The 21,261-nt window shown below is 41.6% G+C and carries 25 protein-coding genes, 1 tRNA gene and 1 pseudogene; 14 read left to right on the plus strand and 13 right to left on the minus strand.

The genetic code is table 11. The features are described 5' to 3' along the window. Positions 1-8: 8 nt before the first annotated feature. Entirely contained in the window at positions 9-551 is a 543-nt protein-coding gene (gene psbP / locus SYN7502_RS12920; protein WP_015169241.1) for a photosystem II reaction center PsbP, read from the minus strand. Between the two features lie 265 nt (positions 552-816). Between psbP and SYN7502_RS12925 the strand changes: the two genes are divergently transcribed. From SYN7502_RS12925 to ftsE, 4 genes are all read left to right on the plus strand, one after another. After that, positions 817-1,035, plus strand: coding sequence for a hypothetical protein (locus SYN7502_RS12925; RefSeq protein ID WP_246828917.1), 219 nt, complete (start codon positions 817-819; stop codon positions 1,033-1,035). A 126-nt stretch (positions 1,036-1,161) separates the two neighbouring features. After that, on the plus strand, positions 1,162-1,962 hold the full coding sequence (locus SYN7502_RS12930) for an ABC transporter permease (RefSeq protein WP_041429466.1): 801 nt from the start codon (positions 1,162-1,164) through the stop codon (positions 1,960-1,962). A gap of 38 nt (positions 1,963-2,000) precedes the next feature. Beyond that, positions 2,001-2,765 (plus strand): WecB/TagA/CpsF family glycosyltransferase, encoded by a 765-nt coding sequence (locus SYN7502_RS12935; protein WP_015169244.1) that lies wholly within the window; start codon positions 2,001-2,003, stop codon positions 2,763-2,765. Further along, on the plus strand, positions 2,746-3,507 hold the full coding sequence (ftsE, locus tag SYN7502_RS12940) for a cell division ATP-binding protein FtsE (protein ID WP_015169245.1): 762 nt from the start codon (positions 2,746-2,748) through the stop codon (positions 3,505-3,507). Before SYN7502_RS12935 ends, ftsE begins: the two co-directional genes overlap by 20 nt. 16 nt (positions 3,508-3,523) lie before the next feature. Here ftsE and SYN7502_RS12945 read toward each other — a convergent pair whose 3' ends face one another. From SYN7502_RS12945 to SYN7502_RS12960, 4 genes are all read right to left on the minus strand, one after another. After that, positions 3,524-3,862, minus strand: coding sequence for an Hpt domain-containing protein (locus SYN7502_RS12945; RefSeq protein WP_015169246.1), 339 nt, complete (start codon positions 3,860-3,862; stop codon positions 3,524-3,526). 86 nt (positions 3,863-3,948) lie between these two features. Next, on the minus strand, positions 3,949-5,034 hold the full coding sequence (gene leuB, locus SYN7502_RS12950) for a 3-isopropylmalate dehydrogenase (protein ID WP_015169247.1): 1,086 nt from the start codon (positions 5,032-5,034) through the stop codon (positions 3,949-3,951). 36 nt (positions 5,035-5,070) lie between these two features. Next, on the minus strand, positions 5,071-5,328 hold the full coding sequence (gene purS / locus SYN7502_RS12955; protein WP_015169248.1) for a phosphoribosylformylglycinamidine synthase subunit PurS: 258 nt from the start codon (positions 5,326-5,328) through the stop codon (positions 5,071-5,073). A gap of 53 nt (positions 5,329-5,381) precedes the next feature. Beyond that, complete coding sequence (locus SYN7502_RS12960; RefSeq protein WP_015169249.1) at positions 5,382-5,678, minus strand: hypothetical protein; 297 nt, start codon at positions 5,676-5,678, stop codon at positions 5,382-5,384. 165 nt (positions 5,679-5,843) lie between these two features. Here SYN7502_RS12960 and SYN7502_RS12965 point away from each other — a divergent pair. From SYN7502_RS12965 to rsgA, 4 genes are all read left to right on the plus strand, one after another. Then, positions 5,844-5,914: transfer RNA gene (locus SYN7502_RS12965), tRNA-Gly, on the plus strand. A 224-nt stretch (positions 5,915-6,138) separates the two neighbouring features. Then, on the plus strand, positions 6,139-7,254 hold the full coding sequence (gene dnaJ / locus SYN7502_RS12970; protein WP_015169250.1) for a molecular chaperone DnaJ: 1,116 nt from the start codon (positions 6,139-6,141) through the stop codon (positions 7,252-7,254). Beyond that, positions 7,251-7,487 (plus strand): sulfurtransferase TusA family protein, encoded by a 237-nt coding sequence (locus SYN7502_RS12975; RefSeq protein ID WP_015169251.1) that lies wholly within the window; start codon positions 7,251-7,253, stop codon positions 7,485-7,487. The genes dnaJ and SYN7502_RS12975 overlap by 4 nt, the downstream gene beginning before the upstream one ends. Then, positions 7,484-8,521, plus strand: a complete 1,038-nt coding sequence (gene rsgA, locus SYN7502_RS12980) for a ribosome small subunit-dependent GTPase A (RefSeq protein ID WP_015169252.1) — start codon at positions 7,484-7,486, stop codon at positions 8,519-8,521. The genes SYN7502_RS12975 and rsgA overlap by 4 nt, the downstream gene beginning before the upstream one ends. 71 nt (positions 8,522-8,592) lie before the next feature. Here the strand turns inward: rsgA and SYN7502_RS19810 are convergent. The 3 genes and pseudogenes from SYN7502_RS19810 to trpD form a co-directional block, all read right to left on the minus strand. Beyond that, positions 8,593-8,721 (minus strand): annotated as a pseudogene (locus SYN7502_RS19810) (IS1 family transposase); the annotation flags it as partial. A gap of 98 nt (positions 8,722-8,819) precedes the next feature. Next, positions 8,820-9,374 (minus strand): DoxX family protein, encoded by a 555-nt coding sequence (locus SYN7502_RS12985; RefSeq protein WP_015169253.1) that lies wholly within the window; start codon positions 9,372-9,374, stop codon positions 8,820-8,822. A gap of 181 nt (positions 9,375-9,555) precedes the next feature. Next, entirely contained in the window at positions 9,556-10,596 is a 1,041-nt protein-coding gene (trpD, locus tag SYN7502_RS12990; RefSeq protein ID WP_015169254.1) for an anthranilate phosphoribosyltransferase, read from the minus strand. Positions 10,597-10,789: 193 nt separating this feature from the next. Between trpD and SYN7502_RS12995 the strand changes: the two genes are divergently transcribed. After that, entirely contained in the window at positions 10,790-11,629 is an 840-nt protein-coding gene (locus SYN7502_RS12995) for a class I SAM-dependent methyltransferase (RefSeq protein ID WP_015169255.1), read from the plus strand. Here SYN7502_RS12995 and SYN7502_RS13000 read toward each other — a convergent pair. Continuing rightward, a complete protein-coding gene (locus SYN7502_RS13000) occupies positions 11,599-12,654 on the minus strand; it encodes a D-alanine--D-alanine ligase family protein (RefSeq protein ID WP_015169256.1) in 1,056 nt (351 codons plus the stop codon). The two genes, SYN7502_RS12995 and SYN7502_RS13000, sit on opposite strands and share 31 nt — an antisense overlap. A 269-nt stretch (positions 12,655-12,923) precedes the next feature. On the opposite strand from SYN7502_RS13000, the gene SYN7502_RS13005 reads away from it, so the two are divergent. Then, positions 12,924-13,883 carry a LysM peptidoglycan-binding domain-containing M23 family metallopeptidase gene (locus SYN7502_RS13005; protein WP_015169257.1) on the plus strand — a complete coding sequence of 320 codons (960 nt, stop codon included), beginning with the start codon at positions 12,924-12,926 and terminating at the stop codon, positions 13,881-13,883. Between the two features lie 105 nt (positions 13,884-13,988). Continuing rightward, on the plus strand, positions 13,989-14,225 hold the full coding sequence (locus tag SYN7502_RS13010) for a hypothetical protein (protein WP_015169258.1): 237 nt from the start codon (positions 13,989-13,991) through the stop codon (positions 14,223-14,225). Between the two features lie 115 nt (positions 14,226-14,340). Here the strand turns inward: SYN7502_RS13010 and SYN7502_RS13015 are convergent, their stop codons facing one another. Continuing rightward, complete coding sequence (locus SYN7502_RS13015) at positions 14,341-15,390, minus strand: Gfo/Idh/MocA family protein (protein ID WP_041429470.1); 1,050 nt, start codon at positions 15,388-15,390, stop codon at positions 14,341-14,343. 202 nt (positions 15,391-15,592) lie between these two features. Here SYN7502_RS13015 and glmU point away from each other — a divergent pair, with 202 nt between their 5' ends. The 3 genes from glmU to SYN7502_RS13030 all read left to right on the plus strand — a co-directional run bounded on the left by glmU (position 15,593) and on the right by SYN7502_RS13030 (position 18,876). Continuing rightward, entirely contained in the window at positions 15,593-16,963 is a 1,371-nt protein-coding gene (glmU, locus tag SYN7502_RS13020; protein WP_015169260.1) for a bifunctional UDP-N-acetylglucosamine diphosphorylase/glucosamine-1-phosphate N-acetyltransferase GlmU, read from the plus strand. A gap of 144 nt (positions 16,964-17,107) precedes the next feature. Further along, positions 17,108-17,590, plus strand: coding sequence for a hypothetical protein (locus tag SYN7502_RS13025; RefSeq protein ID WP_015169261.1), 483 nt, complete (start codon positions 17,108-17,110; stop codon positions 17,588-17,590). A gap of 29 nt (positions 17,591-17,619) precedes the next feature. After that, complete coding sequence (locus SYN7502_RS13030) at positions 17,620-18,876, plus strand: ABC transporter substrate-binding protein (protein WP_015169262.1); 1,257 nt, start codon at positions 17,620-17,622, stop codon at positions 18,874-18,876. 23 nt (positions 18,877-18,899) lie between these two features. Here the strand turns inward: SYN7502_RS13030 and SYN7502_RS13035 are convergent, their stop codons facing one another. From SYN7502_RS13035 to SYN7502_RS13045, 3 genes are all read right to left on the minus strand, one after another. Next, positions 18,900-19,136 (minus strand): NifU family protein, encoded by a 237-nt coding sequence (locus tag SYN7502_RS13035; RefSeq protein ID WP_015169263.1) that lies wholly within the window; start codon positions 19,134-19,136, stop codon positions 18,900-18,902. Positions 19,137-19,270: 134 nt separating this feature from the next. Continuing rightward, entirely contained in the window at positions 19,271-20,047 is a 777-nt protein-coding gene (locus tag SYN7502_RS13040; RefSeq protein WP_015169264.1) for a PspA/IM30 family protein, read from the minus strand. 129 nt (positions 20,048-20,176) lie between these two features. Further along, the gene (locus SYN7502_RS13045; protein WP_015169265.1) at positions 20,177-21,238 is read right to left on the minus strand and encodes a glucokinase; all 1,062 of its coding nucleotides are present in this window, start codon (positions 21,236-21,238) and stop codon (positions 20,177-20,179) included. Positions 21,239-21,261: the final 23 nt, after the last annotated feature.

The raw sequence follows: 21,261 nt of genomic DNA on the forward strand, positions 1-21,261 counted from the left end.
ATCAATAATTAATCGACATTAACCGTGAATGAATTGGCAACTCGATAAAACAAATCTTTGAGCTTCAGCCACCGACTTTCAAGGGTGGAAATGCTTAAGGTATAAAAGTTCCCGTCATTAGCAGTGACACTGACCAGATCATGTCTGGATTCATTAGGCTTGTTGCTGGAACTAATTTTATACTCAAGTAAGTAATAAGGCTTACCGTTATTTTGGTATGTCTCAGCACTAATTAAACTGGCGTTAGGAGAGCCAATTACTTTTTCTTGAATGCGAAGCCCAATATCCTGTGGAGTACCAATATCTTCTAGGGTTTTAACGCTTTTGAGCTTGCCAATTACCACCGATACATTTTCCGATGGTTCAACAATGTCGTGAAAAACCACATCGGGACCATTGACTACAGATTTTTGTAACCAGCCATTAGGATGAAGAAAACTATACCCATCTCTGCTATCAACAAATGGTGCTAGTCCGCTAGTTTGAGTTACACAGCCACTCAGGGAAAGACTAAACACCATCAGGAGAATGGCAAAAGCATGTTTGAGCATAAGTTTAATTAAGAATTATTTAATGCTTTTAGCATATCTCATAGTGCGATCGTTATCATTACACTTGATTACAAAGGCGGCGGTGACTACTCTAGTTATGATAGATTTTTGTAGTAGCAATGCTGGATTTTCACCTAACTAGCGATCGCTATACTTTAGAAGAATCTGGCTAAGGTTAAGGCTAACTTTGGGTAGCTATATACATAATTTCTACGACTCGGTAAATTTTGATGCTCAGTAAATTTTTATAGTGAGGCAGAATATTTTGACTAACTCTATTACAACTAACTTCTTAAACTCCAGTTTCAGCCATAATGATAGTTCTAATCGAGAGTTAAGTGAGTATGTGGCTCATTTACAGGTGCATATGGCTCTACAGTCGCGTAATCTTGTTCCCCATTTGTCGGGCGATCGCCATGATAGTCGTAGTCAGCTATTACAGGAAACCCAAGCAGATTTTGAGAAAATAGTCTCTCGTCAATAAGATACTCAAAATATCATTATCTATAGGCTTATAGTGACCTAGACTGTAAATAGTAATGAAATATAAATTCAAAAAAGTTTATATAATTCAAGTCACATACAAGTTTCCCATAGAAGTTATAGATAAGTGATAAATACTAATAATCAGTCTTCCCTTGCTGGAATGTTTGTATCAATTTGGCAAGACAGTTTAACTATTTTGTGGGGAGATTGGTTAGATTTGCGGGTACGAGTCTCCCAAGTAGTCGCAAGTGGTTTGATTTCCCCATTAATTTATATCTTGGCATTTGGCTTAGGCTTAGGTAGCTCCATGCGGGGGAATTCTGCCTTTGGTGGTAATTATCTGGCTTTTATTTTGCCAGGGATGGTGGCTTTGTCGGGGATGACTATTAGTTTTGGTGGTACAACCTTTTCAATTTGTGGCGATCGCCTCTATAGCAAGACCTTTGAAGAAATGTTGATGATGCCAATTCATCCTTTGGCTATGCACATAGGTAAAATGTTGGCGGGGGTAATTCGGGGACTGCTGACTTCAGGGTCAGTAATTGGAGTGGCAATTTTAGTTACGGGCAATTGGCGATTTTTACATCCGGAATTTTTATTGCTTTTAATCCTTAACTGCATGGTATTTGCAGGTTTAGGTGTAATTGTTGGTTTAAGTGTGCAGTCCCTCGAAGCTGTGGGCTTGTATAATAACTTTATAATTGTGCCAATGTCTTTTTTGGGAGCCACATTTTTTGATCCCAGCCAGTTACCAACCTTTGCTCAAGTTATGATCTATGCACTGCCCCTAACTCAAGCAACCGTGGGGATGAGAGCCGTAGTCAGTGGAAATGCTTCTAGTTGGTATAGTTGGGTGATATTAATAATCTTAGCGATCGCCCTATCGGGGATTGGGGCATATAGGTTTTCCCATCAGCAAGATTGAGTGGTAAAGTAATTTGGTATTAGACTGGGATGAAATTAATGCCTGAGTTTGTTGTTTTAGGCTTGCCTGTTCACATATCTAATAATTATCTTAAATGTGTGCAAGAGCAACTCAGGAAACGGGAAGGTGCTCATGTAGTTACAATTAACTCGGAAATGGCAATGCAGGCGCAAAGTAATTCTGAGTTAGCATCGGTGATCCGTAAAGCTGAATTGGTAATTCCTGATGGATCGGGGGTGGTTTTGTTTTTGCGATCGCAAGGAATTCAGATAAATCGCTGTCCGGGCATTGAATTGTCTGAGGCTGTAGTCAAATTTGCCAGTGAGCAGAAATTACCAGTATTTTTAATTGGTGGCGCAGCAGAGGTGGCAAAAACCGTAGTTTATAATTGGGAGCAGAAATTTCCAGACTTAGCGATCGCCGGGATATGGGATGGGTACTTCAGCACTGAACAAGAGGCAGATTTATGTGAACAATTACAAGCTAGTCAGCCCAGAATTATCCTTGTGGGATTAGGTGTGCCAAGGCAGGAGTTTTGGATTCGCGATCATCGCTATCTATGCCCCAATGCAGTATGGATCGGCGTGGGTGGTAGTTTTGATATCTGGTCTGGGCGCAAAATTCGAGCTCCTCAATGGCTCCGTGATCATCACCTTGAGTGGCTGTATAGGTTGTATAAGGAACCGTGGCGAGCAAGAAGAATGTTAGCTTTACCCCATTTTGTCCTAGCCGTAACATCGCAGGTAATTAAACAGGCAATTAGTAAACTATTGGGGAGAAGTAATGCTAAAAATCCCGTTTAATTTTTTACCTCAAGACTATAAAGCTCAAGCATCAGAGTCTTCAGACCAAATCTTAGAGCAAATTGATAGTTCCATCATAGTTAAACTAAATAATGTTAAAAAAGTTTATGCCAATGGAGTAACAGGACTAAATGGAATTAATTTTGAACTAACTAAGGGTGATTTTTTATTTATTATTGGGCGATCTGGTTCGGGAAAATCCACTCTATTAAAACTACTCTATGGAGCTGAGCAGCCTAGTCATGGGGACGTGATAGTTAATGGTATCAAAGTTAATACCCTAAAAGGCAACTCCCTATCTCACCTACGTCGCCAAATTGGGGTGGTATTCCAAGACTATAAACTAATCCCACGGCGAACCGTTGCCGAAAATGTGGGGTTTGTCCTAATGGCTCAAGGTTTATCAAAACGAGAAATTGATCGCCGACTTTTACCCGCCCTTAAAACCGTGGATTTATTAGAAAAAGCCGATTGCTTTCCTGAAGAATTATCAGGGGGAGAACAACAAAGAGCTAGTATTGCACGGGCGATCGTGAATATGCCTACCTTGCTTCTTGCTGATGAACCCACTGGCAATCTGGATCGAGAAAATGCCTGGCAGGTAATTAAAATTTTCAAAAAACTGAATGCCGCAGGAGTAACAATTCTAGTGACAACCCACGATGAACAATTAGTAAAATCCGCTAATCATGGTGTCGCTCAACTAAAAAATGGCTATTTTTGCAGACTTAAACATACTTAAACTGCTACACCAATTACTAACGGTTAGCCACAAAAACTTCTATTTCCTGTAAATATGATTTTAAGCTCTCAATTTTTTCTGGGACTTCCTCCAATGATTGCTTAAGTGACTGCTGTTCAAGAGCATAGGCTACGGTCTGCATTGTTTGCGCTCCAACATTGCCGCTAGAACCTTTAATGTGATGAGCTTCTCGTTCTAAGGTTTTAAAATCTTGGGTTTTAATTGCAGCTTCAGCAACTGCTAAATGCTGTTTAGCATCTTCGATAAATAGGTTAAGTAATTCTAATTCAAACTCCTCGTCACCGTCAGAAATTTGGTTCAGGTACTCTAAGTTAATGGGGATATTACTGCTCACAATCTTTGCTAAATCATTTGACCAATGTATTTATTTTTGATAGATACCTAACAACTACCTAAATTACTATAAGTATAAGCCAAAGCCTAATCTAATGTTGACAATAAAGCTTCACCCATAGCCTTACATCCCAAAAGTTGACAGCCTTCGGACATAATATCTCCCGTACGCTTACCTGAGTCTAATAAGCTCATCACCCCAGATTCAATATAGTCGGCGGCAGCTAATTCGTTTAATCCATAGCGTAACATCATCGCTGCACTTAAAACCTGAGCTAAGGGGTTAGCTAAATCCTTGCCTGCAATATCGGGAGCAGAACCATGCACGGGTTCAAATATACCCGGAGAATTAGGTACACCAAGACTGGCAGAAGGTAACATCCCAATACTACCTGTGAGCATAGCGGCGGCATCGGAGAGAATATCGCCAAATAAATTACCAGTAACAATCACATCAAACTGTTTTGGGTATTTTAATAATTGCATGGCGGCATTATCTACATACATGTGGGAAAGCTTGACGCTGGGATAATCTGCACTTAAGTTAGTTATGCAATCGCGCCATAATTGGGATACTTCCAGAACATTAGCTTTATCAACAGAGCAGACATTTTTACCCCGTTTCAAGGCTGCCTCAAACGCAACTTTACCAATGCGGTCTATTTCAGGCTCAGTGTATGCCATCGTATTTACACCTCTACGCACACCATTCTCATCGATAAAGATACCCTTAGGCTTGCCAAAGTAAATACCCCCAGTTAGTTCCCGCACTACTAAAATATCGACACCTTCAACTACTTCTTTTTTAAGGGACGAAGCATCAATAAGTTGAGGTAGAACCTTAGCAGGGCGTAAATTGGCAAATAATCCTAAGCCTTCCCGCAGTCCTAATAAAGCTTGTTCAGGACGTAAATGAGAGGGTAGTTTATCCCATTTTTCTCCACCCACCGCCGCTAATAAGACAGCATCACTGGCACGACAGGCAGCCAATGTTTCCGCAGGAAGGGGATGTCCAGTGGTATCGATCGCCGACCCACCAACTAAAGCCGCTTCAAAGCTAAAACTGAGATCAAATTTAGGAGCGATCGCCTCTAAAACAGCAACGGCAACCTGCATAATTTCACTGCCAATGCCATCTCCAGGAAGCAGAGTAATTTTATAATTTTTAGACATTAGATTAATTTATTGAACAAGTTTAATTGGGTAAGTTTAATTGGACTCGTTGGAAATTAGTTCAAAGGTATAGGTTTCGATTACGGGATTTGCCAATAGGCGATCGCAGGCTAGATTAACTTGCTGTATAGCGATCTCTTGGTCGGTGGCATTAATAATCATTTCAATGTATTTGCCAATTCTGACCGATTCCACCTCTTGGTGCATTTGTTCAAGGGCAGATTTAACGGCGGTACCAGCAGGATCAAGCACTGAATGGCGTAGGGTAACAAATATCTTAGCTGTAAATTTCATTAGGGGCTAAATCTTATTAACTAAATCTTCTAAATCTTATTGATACCTAAATTTTATTGACTTATACTGCCTGCTTTACTTTGTACCTGATTATCTCGAAAGATTACCGAGGCTTCGCCTTTTTCGGTTTTATAGACATATCGTGTCACAGTTCCCAGTACGGGCAGACTAACAGTTTCAACTGAAGTTGGCTCACCCAGAAGTTTTTTTACCTCTTCAACCCCCATGCCATTATTAACTTTCTCAAAATTGGCACGACTAAGGCTACCAGTGCAAGCAATTAAAAAGACCAAGATCAAAGTCGAGACTGAACTAAGCTTAATTCCTTGGGCTATTTGACTAATTTTCATAGATTATAGATGAGGATATATCTAGGATTCAGTCTAAAGTATTTTAGGTTGCATTTATGGAAAATTATCTTAGATAGAAAATCATTAGTAAATTTTTCAGAGTTTAAACAAAAAATGCTAGAAAAATTTAATGTTATGATGCTATCCTAGATTACCAAGTTTCCTGCGGGTGTAGTTTAGTGGTAAAACTCCAGCCTTCCAAGCTGATCTTGAGGGTTCGATTCCCTCCACCCGCTTATAAATACCTACCTAACGAGACTAGGTTGAAATTAGTTTGATTAAGCTTTTGGTGATTTACTGTACGATATATTTGTTCTAATTTATTTAAGGATTAAATTTGACGAAGTTGCAAAAGTTATAGTCAAATGTACGGATAGCCACACATTCTTAACGGTGCATTAGGCTAAATTTAGAACACTACTTCTTATACTAATCTTACTAAGCGACTGAGCAATTCCCTATGGCGCGTGACTATTATGAAATCCTCGGAGTCTCTCGTGATGCAGATCAGGAGGAAATCAAGCAAGCTTATCGACGTTTGGCAAGGAAATATCATCCCGATGTAAATAAAGAAGAGGGAGCGGCTGAACGGTTTAAGGAAATTAACCAAGCTAACGAAGTCCTATCGGAACCAGAAAAACGGGCACGCTATGATCGCTTTGGAGAGGCGGGGACAACGGCGGGCTATCAGGATATGGGCGACATGGGTGGTTTTGCCGATATTTTTGAAAGCTTTTTTGGTGGCTTTAGCGGTGGTGGAACGCAACAAACTCGAAAGCGATCGGGTCCAGCGCGGGGTGATGATCTACGCTTTGATCAAAAACTAGAATTTCGTGAAGCAATTTTTGGCGGAGAAAAACAAATTCGCATATCCCACCTAGAAACCTGTAATACCTGTGCTGGATCGGGAGCTAAACCGGGGACAAAACCACGGACTTGTACCACCTGTTCTGGCTCTGGACAGGTGCGGAGGGCAACCCGAACTCCCTTTGGTAGTTTTACTCAAGTTGGTTCCTGTCCTACCTGTAATGGTACTGGGCAGATGATTGAGGATAAGTGTGATACCTGTGGCGGGAATGGACTTAATCAAGTTACCAAGAAACTAAAAATTACAGTTCCGCCGGGTGTTGATAGTGGTACCCGTTTGCGTGTGACAGGGGAAGGTGATGCAGGACAAAAAGGCGGACCCTCTGGAGATTTGTATGTTTATTTGTTTGTGCAGCCTGATCAAGAATTTGAGCGTGAAGGCATAAATATTATTTCTGAGGTAAAGATTAGCTATCTTCAGGCGATCCTAGGAGATAAAATCAATGTTAATACCGTAGATGGTAAGAAGCCATTAACTATTCCTGCGGGAACCCAAGCTGATACTGTGCTGACTTTAGAGGGTTTAGGTGTACCTAAGCTTGGCAATCCTGTGGCTAGGGGCGATCATTTAATTACGATTAAAATTGATATACCCACTCGTATTAGCGGAGAAGATCGGGAAGTTCTAGAGAAAATGCTGGATCGGCTTAAGGGTAATGCGGCTAAGGGTGGATTGGAAGGATTTTTAGGGGGAATTTTTAACCGATGATGTCATCTAATTCTCAATCCTTAGATTTACGGGGTGTTCCCTGTCCTTTAAGCTTTGTGAAAGCTAAACTACGTCTAGAAAGATTGCAATCGGGACAGTTATTGGAACTATGGCTAGATCAAGGTGAACCCGTTGAGCAGGTTCCTAATAGCCTCAAAATTGATGGGCATAAAATCTTGAGCTTAACAGAGCATGATCAGAAATTTTTTACTCTAGTGGTAGAGAAGGTGTGATTACTGGCACTGTATTGGCAATACAGGCAAATTATTATCGTGTCGGGTTAGATTTAATTCCTGAAGTTGTATATCCCTGTGCCGAATTATTATGTATTCGCCGCGCTCGACTTAAAAAAACGGGTCAAGCTGTGTATGTGGGCGATCGCATTGAAGTTGAAGAACCAGACTGGCAAGGAGCAAGGGGGGCAATTTCAGGGGTTTTTCCCAGACGTAATTTACTAGAGCGTCCGATGGTGGCAAATGTGGATCGGGTGGTGTTAGCCTTTGCCTTAGCGGAACCAGAGATTGATCCCTATCAACTAAGTCGATTTTTGGTGAACTTGGCATCCCAAGACCTAGAGGTTTTACTGTGCTTTACCAAGCGAGATTTGGTTACTGTGGAATTTTGGCAGGCATGGTGCGATCGCCTAGTAGGTTGGGGCTATAAACCTTTAGCAGTCAGTGTAAATACGGGGGAGGGTTTAGAAGAATTACGCCAATACCTAAGTGAAGGTGTAACTGTGGTCACAGGTCAATCGGGTGTGGGCAAATCTAGCTTGATTAACTTTTTAATTCCCAATCTCAATATTCGAGTGCATGGGGTTTCGCTGAAGTTAGGGACTGGGCGACATACTACCCGTCATGTGGAGTTATTTCCCATTGGCGATCGCGGACTTTTGGCAGATACCCCCGGATTTACCCAACCGACACTGCATTGCGATCCTCTAGGTTTAATCGACTGTTTTCCCGAAGTTCAGAACCTTAAGCATAGTTGTCAGTTTCGAGATTGCTTGCATTTAAATGAGCCAGAATGTGGAATTCGAGGAGATTGGGAACGCTATGAGCATTATTGTTTATTTATAGAAGAAGCATTTGACTATAAAACTGCCCAGGAGGCGATCGCTACGGCAGATAAATCCTTAAAATCTAAGTCTGGTCAAGGTGGCACCACCAAAGAAGAACCTCGGTTAGTAACTAAATCCCATCGCAGGCGATCAAGACGATCAAATCATCAACAATTAGATACTTCTTTTCAAGAGGATTTAGATTAGCACTTGAGGAACATTTATAAAACTAAAGCGGCGTTGCAGAGTAAAGTATGAATTAGATAGAAAAAAGGACATCAGAGGCATAAGGATAATCGCACAGAGTAGCGTAACATATCCAAAGATTTAGAATAACAGAAAGTTCTACGGTGCAATCTTGCAAAATAGTGACGTAACCGCGATTTTTCACCCTCAACTCTTACTAATAATTTGACCGCCTGATCGAAATCTAAAAAAGGGCTAGTTTTGCAACTTAACCCCATCTCATGATTAAAAGTATTAATTATCTGAATTTACAGAAATATTAACGGTAGGAATTAGAGTCATCAGATTTGACATACTTTGGCTCAAGGCTAGTTACTATTGCTGGAGTATTTGGAAGATTAATTGATGGTTGAGGAAAAAAGCGATCGCTAATAAGCTGATCTACAGAAAACTTACCTGCACCATTCACCACAAAAAAGGCAAAACACACACTGTACAAAGTTGAAAGCTCAACGGAAGGAATCGAAAATCCGCCCACATGGACATGATGATAGATTGCCACTAGCATTGTTGACATTAGCCCTAGGGCGGCGGGACGAGTGAGTAAACCTAATACCAATAAAGGCGCACCAATTAATTCGGTTAAGGCAGCAACATAGCTAAAGAAAACTGGAAAAGGTAAGCCAATTTCCGCAACATAAGCTTCAGCAAAACCTTCAATATCGCTAATTTTATCCAGCCCATTATGAATCATGACAATTCCTGCCACAACTCGAAGCATGGTTAAAGCGACTTGAACTAAAACTTGGGGAGCATTTTCAGAACGAAATAACGATGTGGCAAGAGTCCCAGTGATCCTGATGGCATTATTCATAGGAATTATTTTTTTAAGTTAATAAAATTAATGTAGTAATGTGGATTTAGTGTTACTTATTGCAATGATTCGTTGCTTTTATATAAAAATCTTAACATAATTTGAAAAAATGACTAAAAAATGGGGCATTTAACCCCAAATTCCTAGAAATTCTTAGTTATTTTGGCAGTTGTTTCAGCACTTATTTTAAAAATGAAGCTAGACTTTCTAATTTTTGCCAAGCCTCTCCACTATCAATTATTGATCGGGCAATATTAATACCATCTTCCCAGCGATCGCATATCCCCGCCACATGTAAAGCTATTCCAGCATTTAGAGCTAAACAATCCCTTTGGGCGATCGTCCCTTGTCCTTGGAGGAGTTTTTTTAAGATTTCGGTATTTTCACCCACGGTGCCACCTTTTAAATCATCAAGGGTTGCATAAGCTAATCCCAGTTCATGAGGATTAATGGTTTCAATCGTAACTGTGCCATCATTGCGTAAAAAAGCGATGTCGGTAATGTCTGCCAAGCCCGCCTCATCCATACCCTCTCGACTATGTAAGACCACAGCAGTTGATCGCCCTAAAATTTTTAATGCTTCAGCCACGGTTTTAATTAGGCTGCGGTCATAAACTCCTAAAATCTGAGTAGTCGGTAAAAGTGGATTTACTAGGGGTCCAATGAGGTTAAAAATAGTACGGATGCCGAGACTCTTACGAATTGGAGCTACAGCTTTCATTGCAGGATGCCAATGGGGAGCAAATAAAAACGTAATGCCTACGGCGGCGATCGCTTCATGGATTTTTGCCGTGGGAGCGCTCAAGTTAATACCTAAAGCTTCAAGTACATCTGCGGAACCAGATCGACTGGATACAGCCCGGTTTCCATGTTTTGCCACTTTAACTCCTGCGGAGGCAGCCACAAACGCCACCCCTGTAGAAATATTAAAAGTATTTGCCCCATCTCCACCCGTACCGCAGGTATCTAGTAACGGTATTGCTCCAGAACTATCTATAGGAAAATTCTGCCCTAAGGATGAGTCTTGTAATACGCCAGCGATCGCTGCTAATTCTATGGCATCAACTCCTTTACATTGCCATGCTGCTAAGATTGCTCCCGATAGCTCTGGGGAAATTGCTTCGGCTAACCATCCCGACATTAAACTTTGAGCCTGTTCTGCGGTGAGCGATCGCCCATTAATTAACTGTTGGAGTAAAGCCGACCATGTGTATGTAGTCATTAATTCAAATTTAATTCAAACTTAATTAAATATAGGACTTACGCAGTCAAATTTACAAAGTACTAATAGAAGGGAGTAAGGTTAAATATATGAAGCAATTGTTATGCTGATGAGGTATTTGTGGGGACAATATTGGAAGTGCATCTGTTAGCATTCAGTATCAAACACCCTGAGAATTCAGAGGAAGAGCTCAGTGAATAATAACTTGGATCTGGACGACTATAAGCAGCAGGTTGCAGATATGTACAGCCATCGGAGTGCCAACTATGACACTGGCGACTGGCATCCTCGTATTGCTCATCACTTAGTTGAATATGCACATCTTCGTCCTGGTCAACAGGTCTTGGATATTGCAACTGGAACTGGGATGGTTGCGCTCGAAGCGGCTCAAATTGTTGGCATTGAAGGTCGGGTCATGGGGATCGATATTTCAACAGGCATGATCGAGCAGGCTAAACGAAAAGCTAAAACTCTCGGTTTGGGTAGTATTGAGTTTCTGCTTGCAGATGCCGAAGCCCTGAATTTTCCAGAGAACTCCTTTGACTACATCTTCTGTTCATCTGCCTTGATTTGGATGTCTGACCTTTTGGATGCGCTACGACATTGGCATCAACTTCTTAAACCTGGAGGATTACTTGGCTTCCATGCCTTTGCAGATAATGCGTTTGTCGGTGGGGTTGTGGCGCAAAGGGTACTTGAGAAGTATGGTGTTTCATTATTATTCAACAAACCAACTGGAACCATTGAGAAGTGCCATAATTTGCTGAAGCAAGCGGGTTTTGTAGAAATTGATATTAAGACAGAACAAGATGGTGGCTACATCAGTTTAGAGAGAGCTAAAGGGATGTGGACGGGAAACAGTTTAGCCCCAGCACCAGGACAGCATCCTAATCCCTTGTTGCAACTTTCATCTGATCAACATACTCAGGCTAGAGTTGAATTTGAGGCTGAACTAGAAACCATCCAGACAGAGCAAGGAATTTGGAATGATATTACCATTTTTTATACGTTCGGGCGAAAGGCGGCAGAATGATGTGCTTTTTCCAGTGCCAAGCTAATCAGGCGATCGCATAACTGATTAAACTCTATACCTGAAGCTTCCCACAATTTTGGATACATACTCAGGGCTGTAAATCCGGGCAAGGTATTAATTTCATTCACTAAAACCGTACCACTGGATTCGACATAAAAGAAATCAACACGAGCTAAACCCGATCCTGCGATCGCTTGAAATGCTTTAATTGCCATAGCTTGAACTGCTGCCACCACTGAACTAGGAATTTGGGCAGGAATAATTAACTGAGCTTTGCCGGGAGTGTATTTAGTTTCATAGTCATAGAAATCACTGTTAAAGGTAATTTCTCCCACAATTGAAGCTTGGGGCTGAGCGTTACCTAACACGGCACATTCAATTTCTCGGGCAGTTACTCCCTGTTCGATTAAAATACGGGCATCATAACTAAAGGCGGAGGCGATCGCTGCTTCTAATTCCTGTCTAGTTCTGACCTTAGAAATTCCCACCGATGAACCTAAATTAGAGGGCTTTACGAAGCAAGGATAACCTAGTTCAATTTCAATATGCTCACACCAAGAAGTTGGTTCCTGCTGCCACGTCCATCGACTAAGGGCAATATACTTCACCTGTGCTAATCCCGCTTGAGCAAATAGTGACTTCATGACGATCTTATCCATACCTGCGGCAGACGCTAATACGCCATTACCCACATAGGGCTTTTGCATCAGTTGCAGCAAACCTTGGACGGTACCATCTTCACCGTTGGGACCATGTAAAACAGGAAACCACAGATCAATGCTGTGAGCCTCGATTGGTAGCTGAAAAACTCCCCCATCAGCAACTTGAGTGGGATGTCCAGAGGCTAAGACTAGTGCAGATTGATCAGGATTGCACCATAAGCCATCCTTTTGGATATAAAACAGTTGCAGTTCATATTTAGGATTTTGTTTGATTGCCTTGGCGATCGCTCCTGCCGAAATAATTGAAACCTCATGCTCACCTGACTGCCCACCAAATAATAAGCCAACCCTGAGTTTATCCATTGCTGCTGTTACGTTAGTACATTTGATTTTTAAGGTCAGATCATTATAGCGATCGCTGGGAACATTACATACATAATTGCCATTTTTGAACCACTGCCAAATTTATCTAGTCCTATTTCAAGAACCGTTTTTGGTGATCGCAGACTTATATCTTGGAAACATTGACAAAATTTTTAGTATCCTGAGACTAGGCTTTAACCAGACTTGCAAGATTAACCATTAGACTATCTATCCAAAATTATCCCTTCCCCAAAATATTACTTGATCCCATGCCCAAAACTATTACCAACCTAACTCTCTTGACACTGCTGGGTTTGACTAGTTTAGCTATGCCAGCGATCGCTACTTCTAATCCTCCAATTAATAGCTCTAATCCTAATACTTCTGAGAATAGTTCTGGTACTGATAATGATGTCGCTATTTGCGGTAATCCTATTCTTGCCTCCCTTAAAGACCACAAAGTTAAAGCGGGTGAAACCTTAGATAGCATTGCCAAGCAATATAACCTCACTACGGCAACGCTCATGGGGCTAAATCCTCAAAACCGCGATCGCACTGTCAAAGTGGGGCAGGTACTTAAAATTCCACCTATGGATGGTTTTGCCTATGAACTTAAAAATCAAGACACCTATAAGATCATCGCCGACAAATATCGAGTCCGTCCCGATGTGATCTTTGAATTCAATGGCTGTCAAAATCGCCCTAAAACCGTCTTTATCCCCGGCGCAATGTGGAAGCCTGATCCCATAATTGCTAAAATCATTCCCCCCAATATCAAAGAAACCGTAATTCTCCAAACAGGTGGCTATCCACTACCCTATCCCGTACCCGTAACTTCTGGCTATGGATGGCGTAATAATCCTGTGACGGGGCAATGGTCATTCCATAGTGGCATTGATCTTGGGGCTTCCATGGGTACTCCAGTCCTAGCTGCAAAAAATGGCATAGTTGAATTTGCTGGCTGGGAAGGCGGCTATGGCAACTTTATTGAAATAATTCATAATTCCTTCGGTACCAGGTACGCCCATCTTTCCCAAATTTATGTGACTCCAGGTCAAAGGGTGGTGAGAGGACAGGAAATTGGTAGAGTTGGTTCCACAGGTCGTTCTACGGGACCACATTTGCATTTTGAAGTTATGGTACCCTCATCCCAAGGTTGGGCAACCCTTGATCCTGCCTCGTATCTAATTCGTCTAGCTGTGGTCTTAGGGGAAATCGTGGCTGCTTAAAAAATCTAAAAAAATTGTATGGGGGACAACCGAACAACTTAAATTATTGCAAGATTGTAAAGCTATGTTAAGATTATTTACATAAGTTTACAAAATCTAAATCCTATGAAAACCACCTTCAATTACTCTGGCTCTAATCTTTTTACTCCAACTGCGTTTCTGCCCGAATTTAATAATTTTGCCACCATCAGTGCTACCCAAGCTTGGTCATTATTTTTCACAGCTAGCCGTGAAGATACAGCCCTTGGCTCAGATTTTGGCGCAGGACAATTCTGGACAAATTTATTAATTGCCACCGTTGTTTCTAGCATTCTCAGTATTGTCATATTTCAGTCACTGTAGTTCTTTCACTACCAAAAATACTAAGGACTGCATCAACCCAGATGTTTATTAACTGCTAATGCGTAAATGCCAACTTCTCAAACCAGAGGTTGGTTTTTATTTATCTTATAAACCGCTAGTTTTTCCAACTAGAAGCTGTTACTACTTCGCGTAAATTCACGTCACAACTTTGCCACACTCGATCATCCAAGGCAGTTTGTTCGATCAGACTGGCAAGGCGCAGGGTTTTTAAAGCTTGTTCACCACCCACCGATGGTTGTTGACCACCACGCACACAGCCAACGAAATGTTCTAGTTCGGCATTTAATGGTTCAATATTGCTGGTGTAAACCTTCTCAATTAGACCATCCTGCCGATATAAAATCTGTCCATACTCGGTTTTATAGTCTGCAGTAGTCTGACGATGGATCAAAATTTCGTTGTTAAGAAAGTCGGACTCTGTGAGTGAGTTCTTACAATGGGCAACTATACGACGTTGTTTACGATGGGTAACTTTACTAGCAGTTAAAGTAGCAATTACGCCATTTTCAAACTCTATTGTCGAAGTAACGTAATCGAGGTAGCCAGAATTTGAGACTTGGTTACCATTGGCATTAACCCGAATAATGGGACTAGAAACTAGTTCTAAAAGTAAATCTATGTCATGGATCATTAAGTCAAACACCACAGAGACATCATTAGCTCTTTGGGAATAGGGACTCATGCGGTGTGCCTCGATCGCCAACAGAGTTTCGTGCTTTAAAACCTTACTTAATTCTTGGAAGGCGGGATTAAACCTTTCAATGTGACCAACTTGCAAAATGCGATTACATTCTGTGGCAGTTCTGACCAGAGATTCAGCTTCGGCAATTGTGGCAGCGATCGGCTTTTCAATTAAAACATTAACGCCAGCTTTTAAACAAGTAATACCGACTTCGTAGTGCAGGCGGGTAGGGACAGCGATACATACTGCTTCAACTAAGGGCAGCATTTCCCGATAGTCAGCAAAAAACTTAACTCGATGTTTATTAGCTGTATCTTGACCACGGTCAGCATTAACATCAGAAACTCCAACTAGTTCAACATCTTTAATTAAGTTGAGAACTCGGGCGTGATGCTGCCCCATGTTGCCAACTCCAATAACACCTACGCGAATGGGGTGTTGCTGACTATGATAGGGATTCATATTCCTCGCACATGCTTTGATCTCCAAGAATCCTAGCATAATTATCAAGCATTAGATTTTTGATTCATGTTTAGAGTCATTGGCGGGAGTTCTTTGGACTGAATTACTTAAATAAATTCGCTAATAAATTCAGCTAATAAATTTATAAGATCACAAATATCAACAAATTTCTGAGAGGATATTCAAAAATGGGAGACATCGCATGTTAGCAGTGGCAATTTTGGCAGCAGGTAAAGGCACTAGAATGAAAACCGATCTACCTAAAGTTTTACAGCAGTTATGTGGGCGATCGCTAGTGGAGAGAGTATTAGAATCCGCCGCTACCATTGCCCCAAATCGACAATTAGTTATAGTGGGGCATAAAAAGGAAATTGTAGAATCTGCCCTTGCTCATATACCTAGCCTAGAATTTGTCACTCAGAGTCCCCAACTGGGAACAGGTCATGCAATTCAGCAATTATTAGAACCTCTAAAGGATTTTACGGGAGATTTAGTAGTTTTAACTGGAGATACTCCCCTATTACGACCAGAAACTATCCAAAACTTGGTATCTGTGCATCAGCAACGGCAGGCAAGTGCTACGGTGTTAACGGCTCAGTTACCCGATCCCACAGGCTATGGGCGGGTATTTTGTAATCAAGATTTTGTAATTGAAAGAATTATTGAGCATAAAGACTGCACCGAACCCCAACGATTGAATCAAAGGGTAAGCTCTGGAGTCTATTGTTTTAATTGGCAAGAATTAGCGATCGCCTTGCCCAAACTCACAAGTAACAATGCCCAAAAGGAATATTACCTCACAGAAGTATTTGATTACTTAGAGACAGTAATAGCATTAGATGCAGTTGATTTTGAGGAAAGCTTTGGCATTAACGATCGCCTGCAATTAGCCCATGCCCATCAGGTTATCCAATCTCGTACCAAAGAACGGTGGATGCGCGCAGGTGTAACCATGATTTTGCCTGAGACGATTACCATTGATGACACAGTGGAACTGGATGTGGATGTGATTATTGAACCCCAGACCCATCTAAGAGGTAAGACCAAAATTTTAGCGGGTGCCACCATTGGACCCAATAGTTTTATCACTAACAGCACCATTGGTCATAATTGCCAAGTTTCCTATTCGGTAATTGAAGATAGTGAAATTGGCGCAGATTCTAAAATCGGACCTTTTAGTAGAATTCGTGGAGCCTCTGTGGTGGGTGATCGCTGTCGCATTGGCAACTTTGTAGAATTAAAACAAGCCAAGGTGGGATCAAAAACTAATGCTGCCCATTTGAGTTATTTAGGAGATGTTACCCTTGGCAGTCAAGTGAATGTGGGGGCAGGGACAATTACGGCAAATTATGACGGCTTTGCCAAACATCAAACGGTAATTGGCGATCGCACAAAAATTGGTTCAAATTCCGTGTTAGTGGCACCGATTCAAATTGGTGATAACGTCAATATTGGGGCTGGCTCTGTGGTTACCAAGGATGTTGAAGCTAATTCTTTGGTAATTGCCCGCGCCCCTCAGGTGGTTAAACCAGACTATTATGATGCCCAAGGTAAAAAGAAAAACCCTTCCTAAAACTTCCCCAAAAGTCAAAAAAAAGTAGCCAGAAAAGTTAGCAAAAAATAGTTCAGCCAATATCCAAACCATTTGCTAAAATCCCCCCATAGAATATATCTAGATTCCCAATTTAATCCCCATTCATACCCATTAGTTCCCAAAATGCAATTCATTAACTCCAAGCAAGCTTACCCAATTGTGTTGGGATTAGCCTTGTCTGTATTGGCAATAGGAGTATGGCAAAAATTTAGTTCTCCAACTGAACGTTACCTACCTCAAACCACCCCAATCGTAATCACCGAACCCCCATCCACCCCAGAGATAGTGCCTAATGTATCACCAGCGATTGGGCAGGGGGCTTTACGAGTTGGAAATTTAACTGAGCATCCTGTTCGGGTTGTATTACTAAGTAGATTAAGCCAGCCCGATGCTGAGCCTTTGAATTGGGATTTTGTGCCGGGTGAGGGGGGCAGTAAAGGCTTAGAATTGTCTCTGCCGCAGGATCGGGTAAAAATCAAAAAAGGGGATATTTTGTTTGCCTTTGCCACAGATGGTTCCCGTAATTATTGGGGTCCCATTGTTGTGGGCGAGTCTAACGCTGTAAATTGGCAAGGCGATCGCTGGAATTTTATTCTCAAACCATAAGCCAACTGTGAAATAACCAGACAATAACTATGAAATTTTTGATAGCTGTACTGCTGTGTTTATGTATATGGATTTCAGGGTGCAGCTTTCAGCCGAGTAATAATAAAATTCACCTTACCCTATGGCAGGGGGTAAATCCTCCTACCAATCGACAGGTTTTACAAAAATTAGTTGATAAGTTTAATCAAAGTCAGAATCAAATATTTGTGGAATCTTTGTATGTGGGGCAAGCCGATCAACAAATTCCCAAGATTTTGGCAGCAGTTGTAGGCAAAGCCGTGCCAGATTTACTCTGGTATAACCCGACTCTTACGGGCAGATTGGTGGAACTAGATGCCATTCGGAGCTTAGATGATTTACTGGCGGTTTCCCCGATTAAAGATCAGCTTGATCCAGCTATGCTATCAACCATGCAGCTTAATGGACATATTTGGTCAATGCCCTTTAGTGCCAATAATGTCGCTATTTTTTATCGTCCCAGCTTATTTACGGCGGCGGGAGTTAAAAATTTACCGCAAACCTGGGATGAGTTTGAGGTTGTAGCCCAAAAGCTTACCCGTGATACCAATGGTGATGGGGTAATTGATCAACACGGTATCTTTTTACCTCTGGGCAAGGGTGAGTTCACCGTATTTGTATGGTTACCATTTCTATGGAGTGCCGATGGGGATATGTTAGCTGACCAGAAACCGCAACTTAATAGTCCCCAAGCAGTAGCAGCGCTACAACTATGGCTAGACTTAATTCAATCTCAGGCTGCACTTCTGTCTCAACCAGAACGAGGTTATGAAGAGGACAATTTTGTGGCGGGCAAAGTGGCAATGCAGATCAGTGGGTCTTGGGCGTTACGTTATATGGGGCAGAAAGGGATAGATTTTGGAGTAATGCCGATTCCACGCGATCGCAATAGTGCTACAGCCATTGGTGGAGAAAATTTATTTTTATTTAAAAGTAATCCTGAACGGGAACAAGCGGCTTGGAAATTTGCGGAATATGTGGCCAGTGAGGAATTTCAAACAACCTTTGCAACAGAAACAGGCTATTTACCAATTAATTTAAGGGCACAAAAAAATGATGCCTATGCCAAGTATATAAATGATCAACCCGAAATTGATATTTTTATTAAACAGATGTCATCAGGTCATACTCGCCCCCTAGTCGCTGACTATCCTCGGATTTCCGAAAGTATAGGTAGAGCGATCGAAGCTACGTTATTACAAAAAAGTACGCCCGCCGAAGCATTAGCAAGCGCACAATCTAATTTAGAACTAGCTCTGAAGCAATAATTAACGTAATTACTTTGATAACCTTAATAAACCTGCTCCACTTCACCAATATCAGGGATAGATTCTCTGAGTTTACGTTCAATTCCCATTCTTAAGGTCATTGCTGAACTAGGACAGCTACCACAGGCACCTTGAAGCCTGAGTTTAACTACAGGTCCTTCAATTTCTACAAGTTCAACATTACCACCATCGGATAAAAGGTAGGGGCGAAGCTCATCCAAGACAGTTTCTACGTTTTCGCTAGTTAAATCTAATGCCATATTTTTACCAAGTGTTTATCTATTAACTATTTTACTTGCAAAAGATTTAATTACTAAATAATTGCTAAATATAGGTTGTCACAAATTGTTATGCCTTGGTGTAGGCAATTAGAATCACTACGGAATTATATAGATTATTTGCCTAATTGCTGCCGTAGAGCATCTAACTCAGAATCAATTAGAGTCCCCACCGATGGCTTATTAGCGTCCGCAGGAGGCAATGCTCCACTGGATTTAGCAGGAGCCAAGCCCATTTGTGCCTTTAGTGCTTCTAATTCAAGATCAACTGCACCACCGCCAGATTCTAGTTCTAGCTTAGCAAACTGAGATTCAAGATTATCCATGCCCAGCTCAGAACTAGCATTAGCTTTTGCTTCAGCTAATAGCACCCTTTCTTCCATGCGCTCAAACACAGCCGCAGCCGAGGTAGTACTAACCTTACCCAGCATATTGTTAATATTTTCTTGAGCTTTTGCCGATTGAATTCTTGCCTTAAGCATTTCTTTCTTAGTTTTAGCTTCAGAAATTTTGCTTTCAATTGAGATCAAATTACGCTTGAGGAGTTCAACCTGAGCCGATTGCTGATCTAGTCCAGTTTTCAGGGTGGCGGCGGTGTCAGCATGACTTTTTTTACGAGTTAAAGCTTCTCTAGCTAAGCCTTCATCACCTTTTTGCAAAGCTAACATTGCCCGTCTTTCCCATTCTGTGGCTTGGGTTTGTGCTTGGGTGTATTGTTGTTCCTGTCTTTTTAGGGCTGCCATAGACTGTGCTACTGCCTGACGCAACTGCACGAGGTCTTCCTGCATGTCAATAATTGTTTGTTCTAAAATCTTTTCGGGATCTTCTGCTGCTGTGACTAGAGCATTCAGGTTTGACTTAGCCACCATACCGATACGATCTAATAGTCCCATAACTTCCGCACCATTAATTGATTTAATTTTAATACTATCATGGCTGAATATGTCACAGGGGGACGATCGCTAGATTGTTTTTGGAAATTACCCCCTTCACAGGTAAGAAATAGACATTTTCGGTAACATCTATTTGCCTTTATTTCTAGCTTGTTGCAGGTAAGAGCCGTGCAGAATAGTGCCAATTAGTCCGACGTTTTGATTAAGGACAATATGGATAGGAATGGTGTCAAGCATGGGGCTGACTCGTCCTTTATGCTTAAGAATGTGCAGAAATCTGTTATTTTCCCCTGACCCTTCACAGGAAGAAATTAAAGATAAAAGCTTGGGCGTGATCCCTCCTGCAATGTATAGACCACCGTAGGGCAGAAGCTTAAGGGCAAGGTTTCCAATTTCCGCAGCATAGGCATCAAGAAAAATTTGAATGGTTTCCATTGCTGCTTCATCAGTTTTATTCAAAGTCGCCTTAGCGATCGCTGCTCCCATATCAATAGTGTGATCTCCGCCTTCCCAAGCCTGCAATAGTTGATACAGCTCCGTAGGCTCTGGAGAATTGTGTTTTAAAAACTGATAAATCGAAACAATGCCCTTGCCTGAAACTACTCGTTCTGTGGATACCCGTTCATGGCGAGTTAATAAAAAATTTAATAGTGCCATTTCCCTTGGCGATCGTGGTGCAAAATCCGTATGACCACCCTCAGAAGCATAGACTTGGTAGTGATCATAATTCCATGTCAAGAAACCCTGCCCTAAGCCTGTACCTGCCCCAATTACAGCAATGGGAGCCTGAGGTTGACGTTCACCCACCTGTAAAGTATATAAATCTGCGCTGTCTAAGCCTAAAACCCCATAGCCAACCGCCGCAAAGTCATTAATTAACTCAACTTGCTCAATTCCTAATTCCGTTTGCAGTTGATTACCATTTAGTTGCCAACCGAGATTAGTGAGGTAAGAAGTATTGTTAGCAACTGGACCTGCTATGCCAAAACAAGCTGTATCAACTTCGGGAGTATATCCCAGCTTAACGGCTGCTTCTTGGAAGAATTGCTGAATAATATCTTTGAGTGAACTGTAGTTTTGACTGTTGAAGCGATCGCTATGGAGAGTTTCGGACTGATGATTTGGGACTGATTTAATTAGACTTAGCAGGGTTTTAGTGCCACCAACATCCCCAGTTAGTAAGAGCTTCATACTTAAGAGTTTTCCTGTTTTGG

The sequence above is a fragment of the Synechococcus sp. PCC 7502 genome (genome assembly GCF_000317085.1).
Classification (GTDB): Bacteria; Cyanobacteriota; Cyanobacteriia; order Pseudanabaenales; family Pseudanabaenaceae; genus PCC-7502.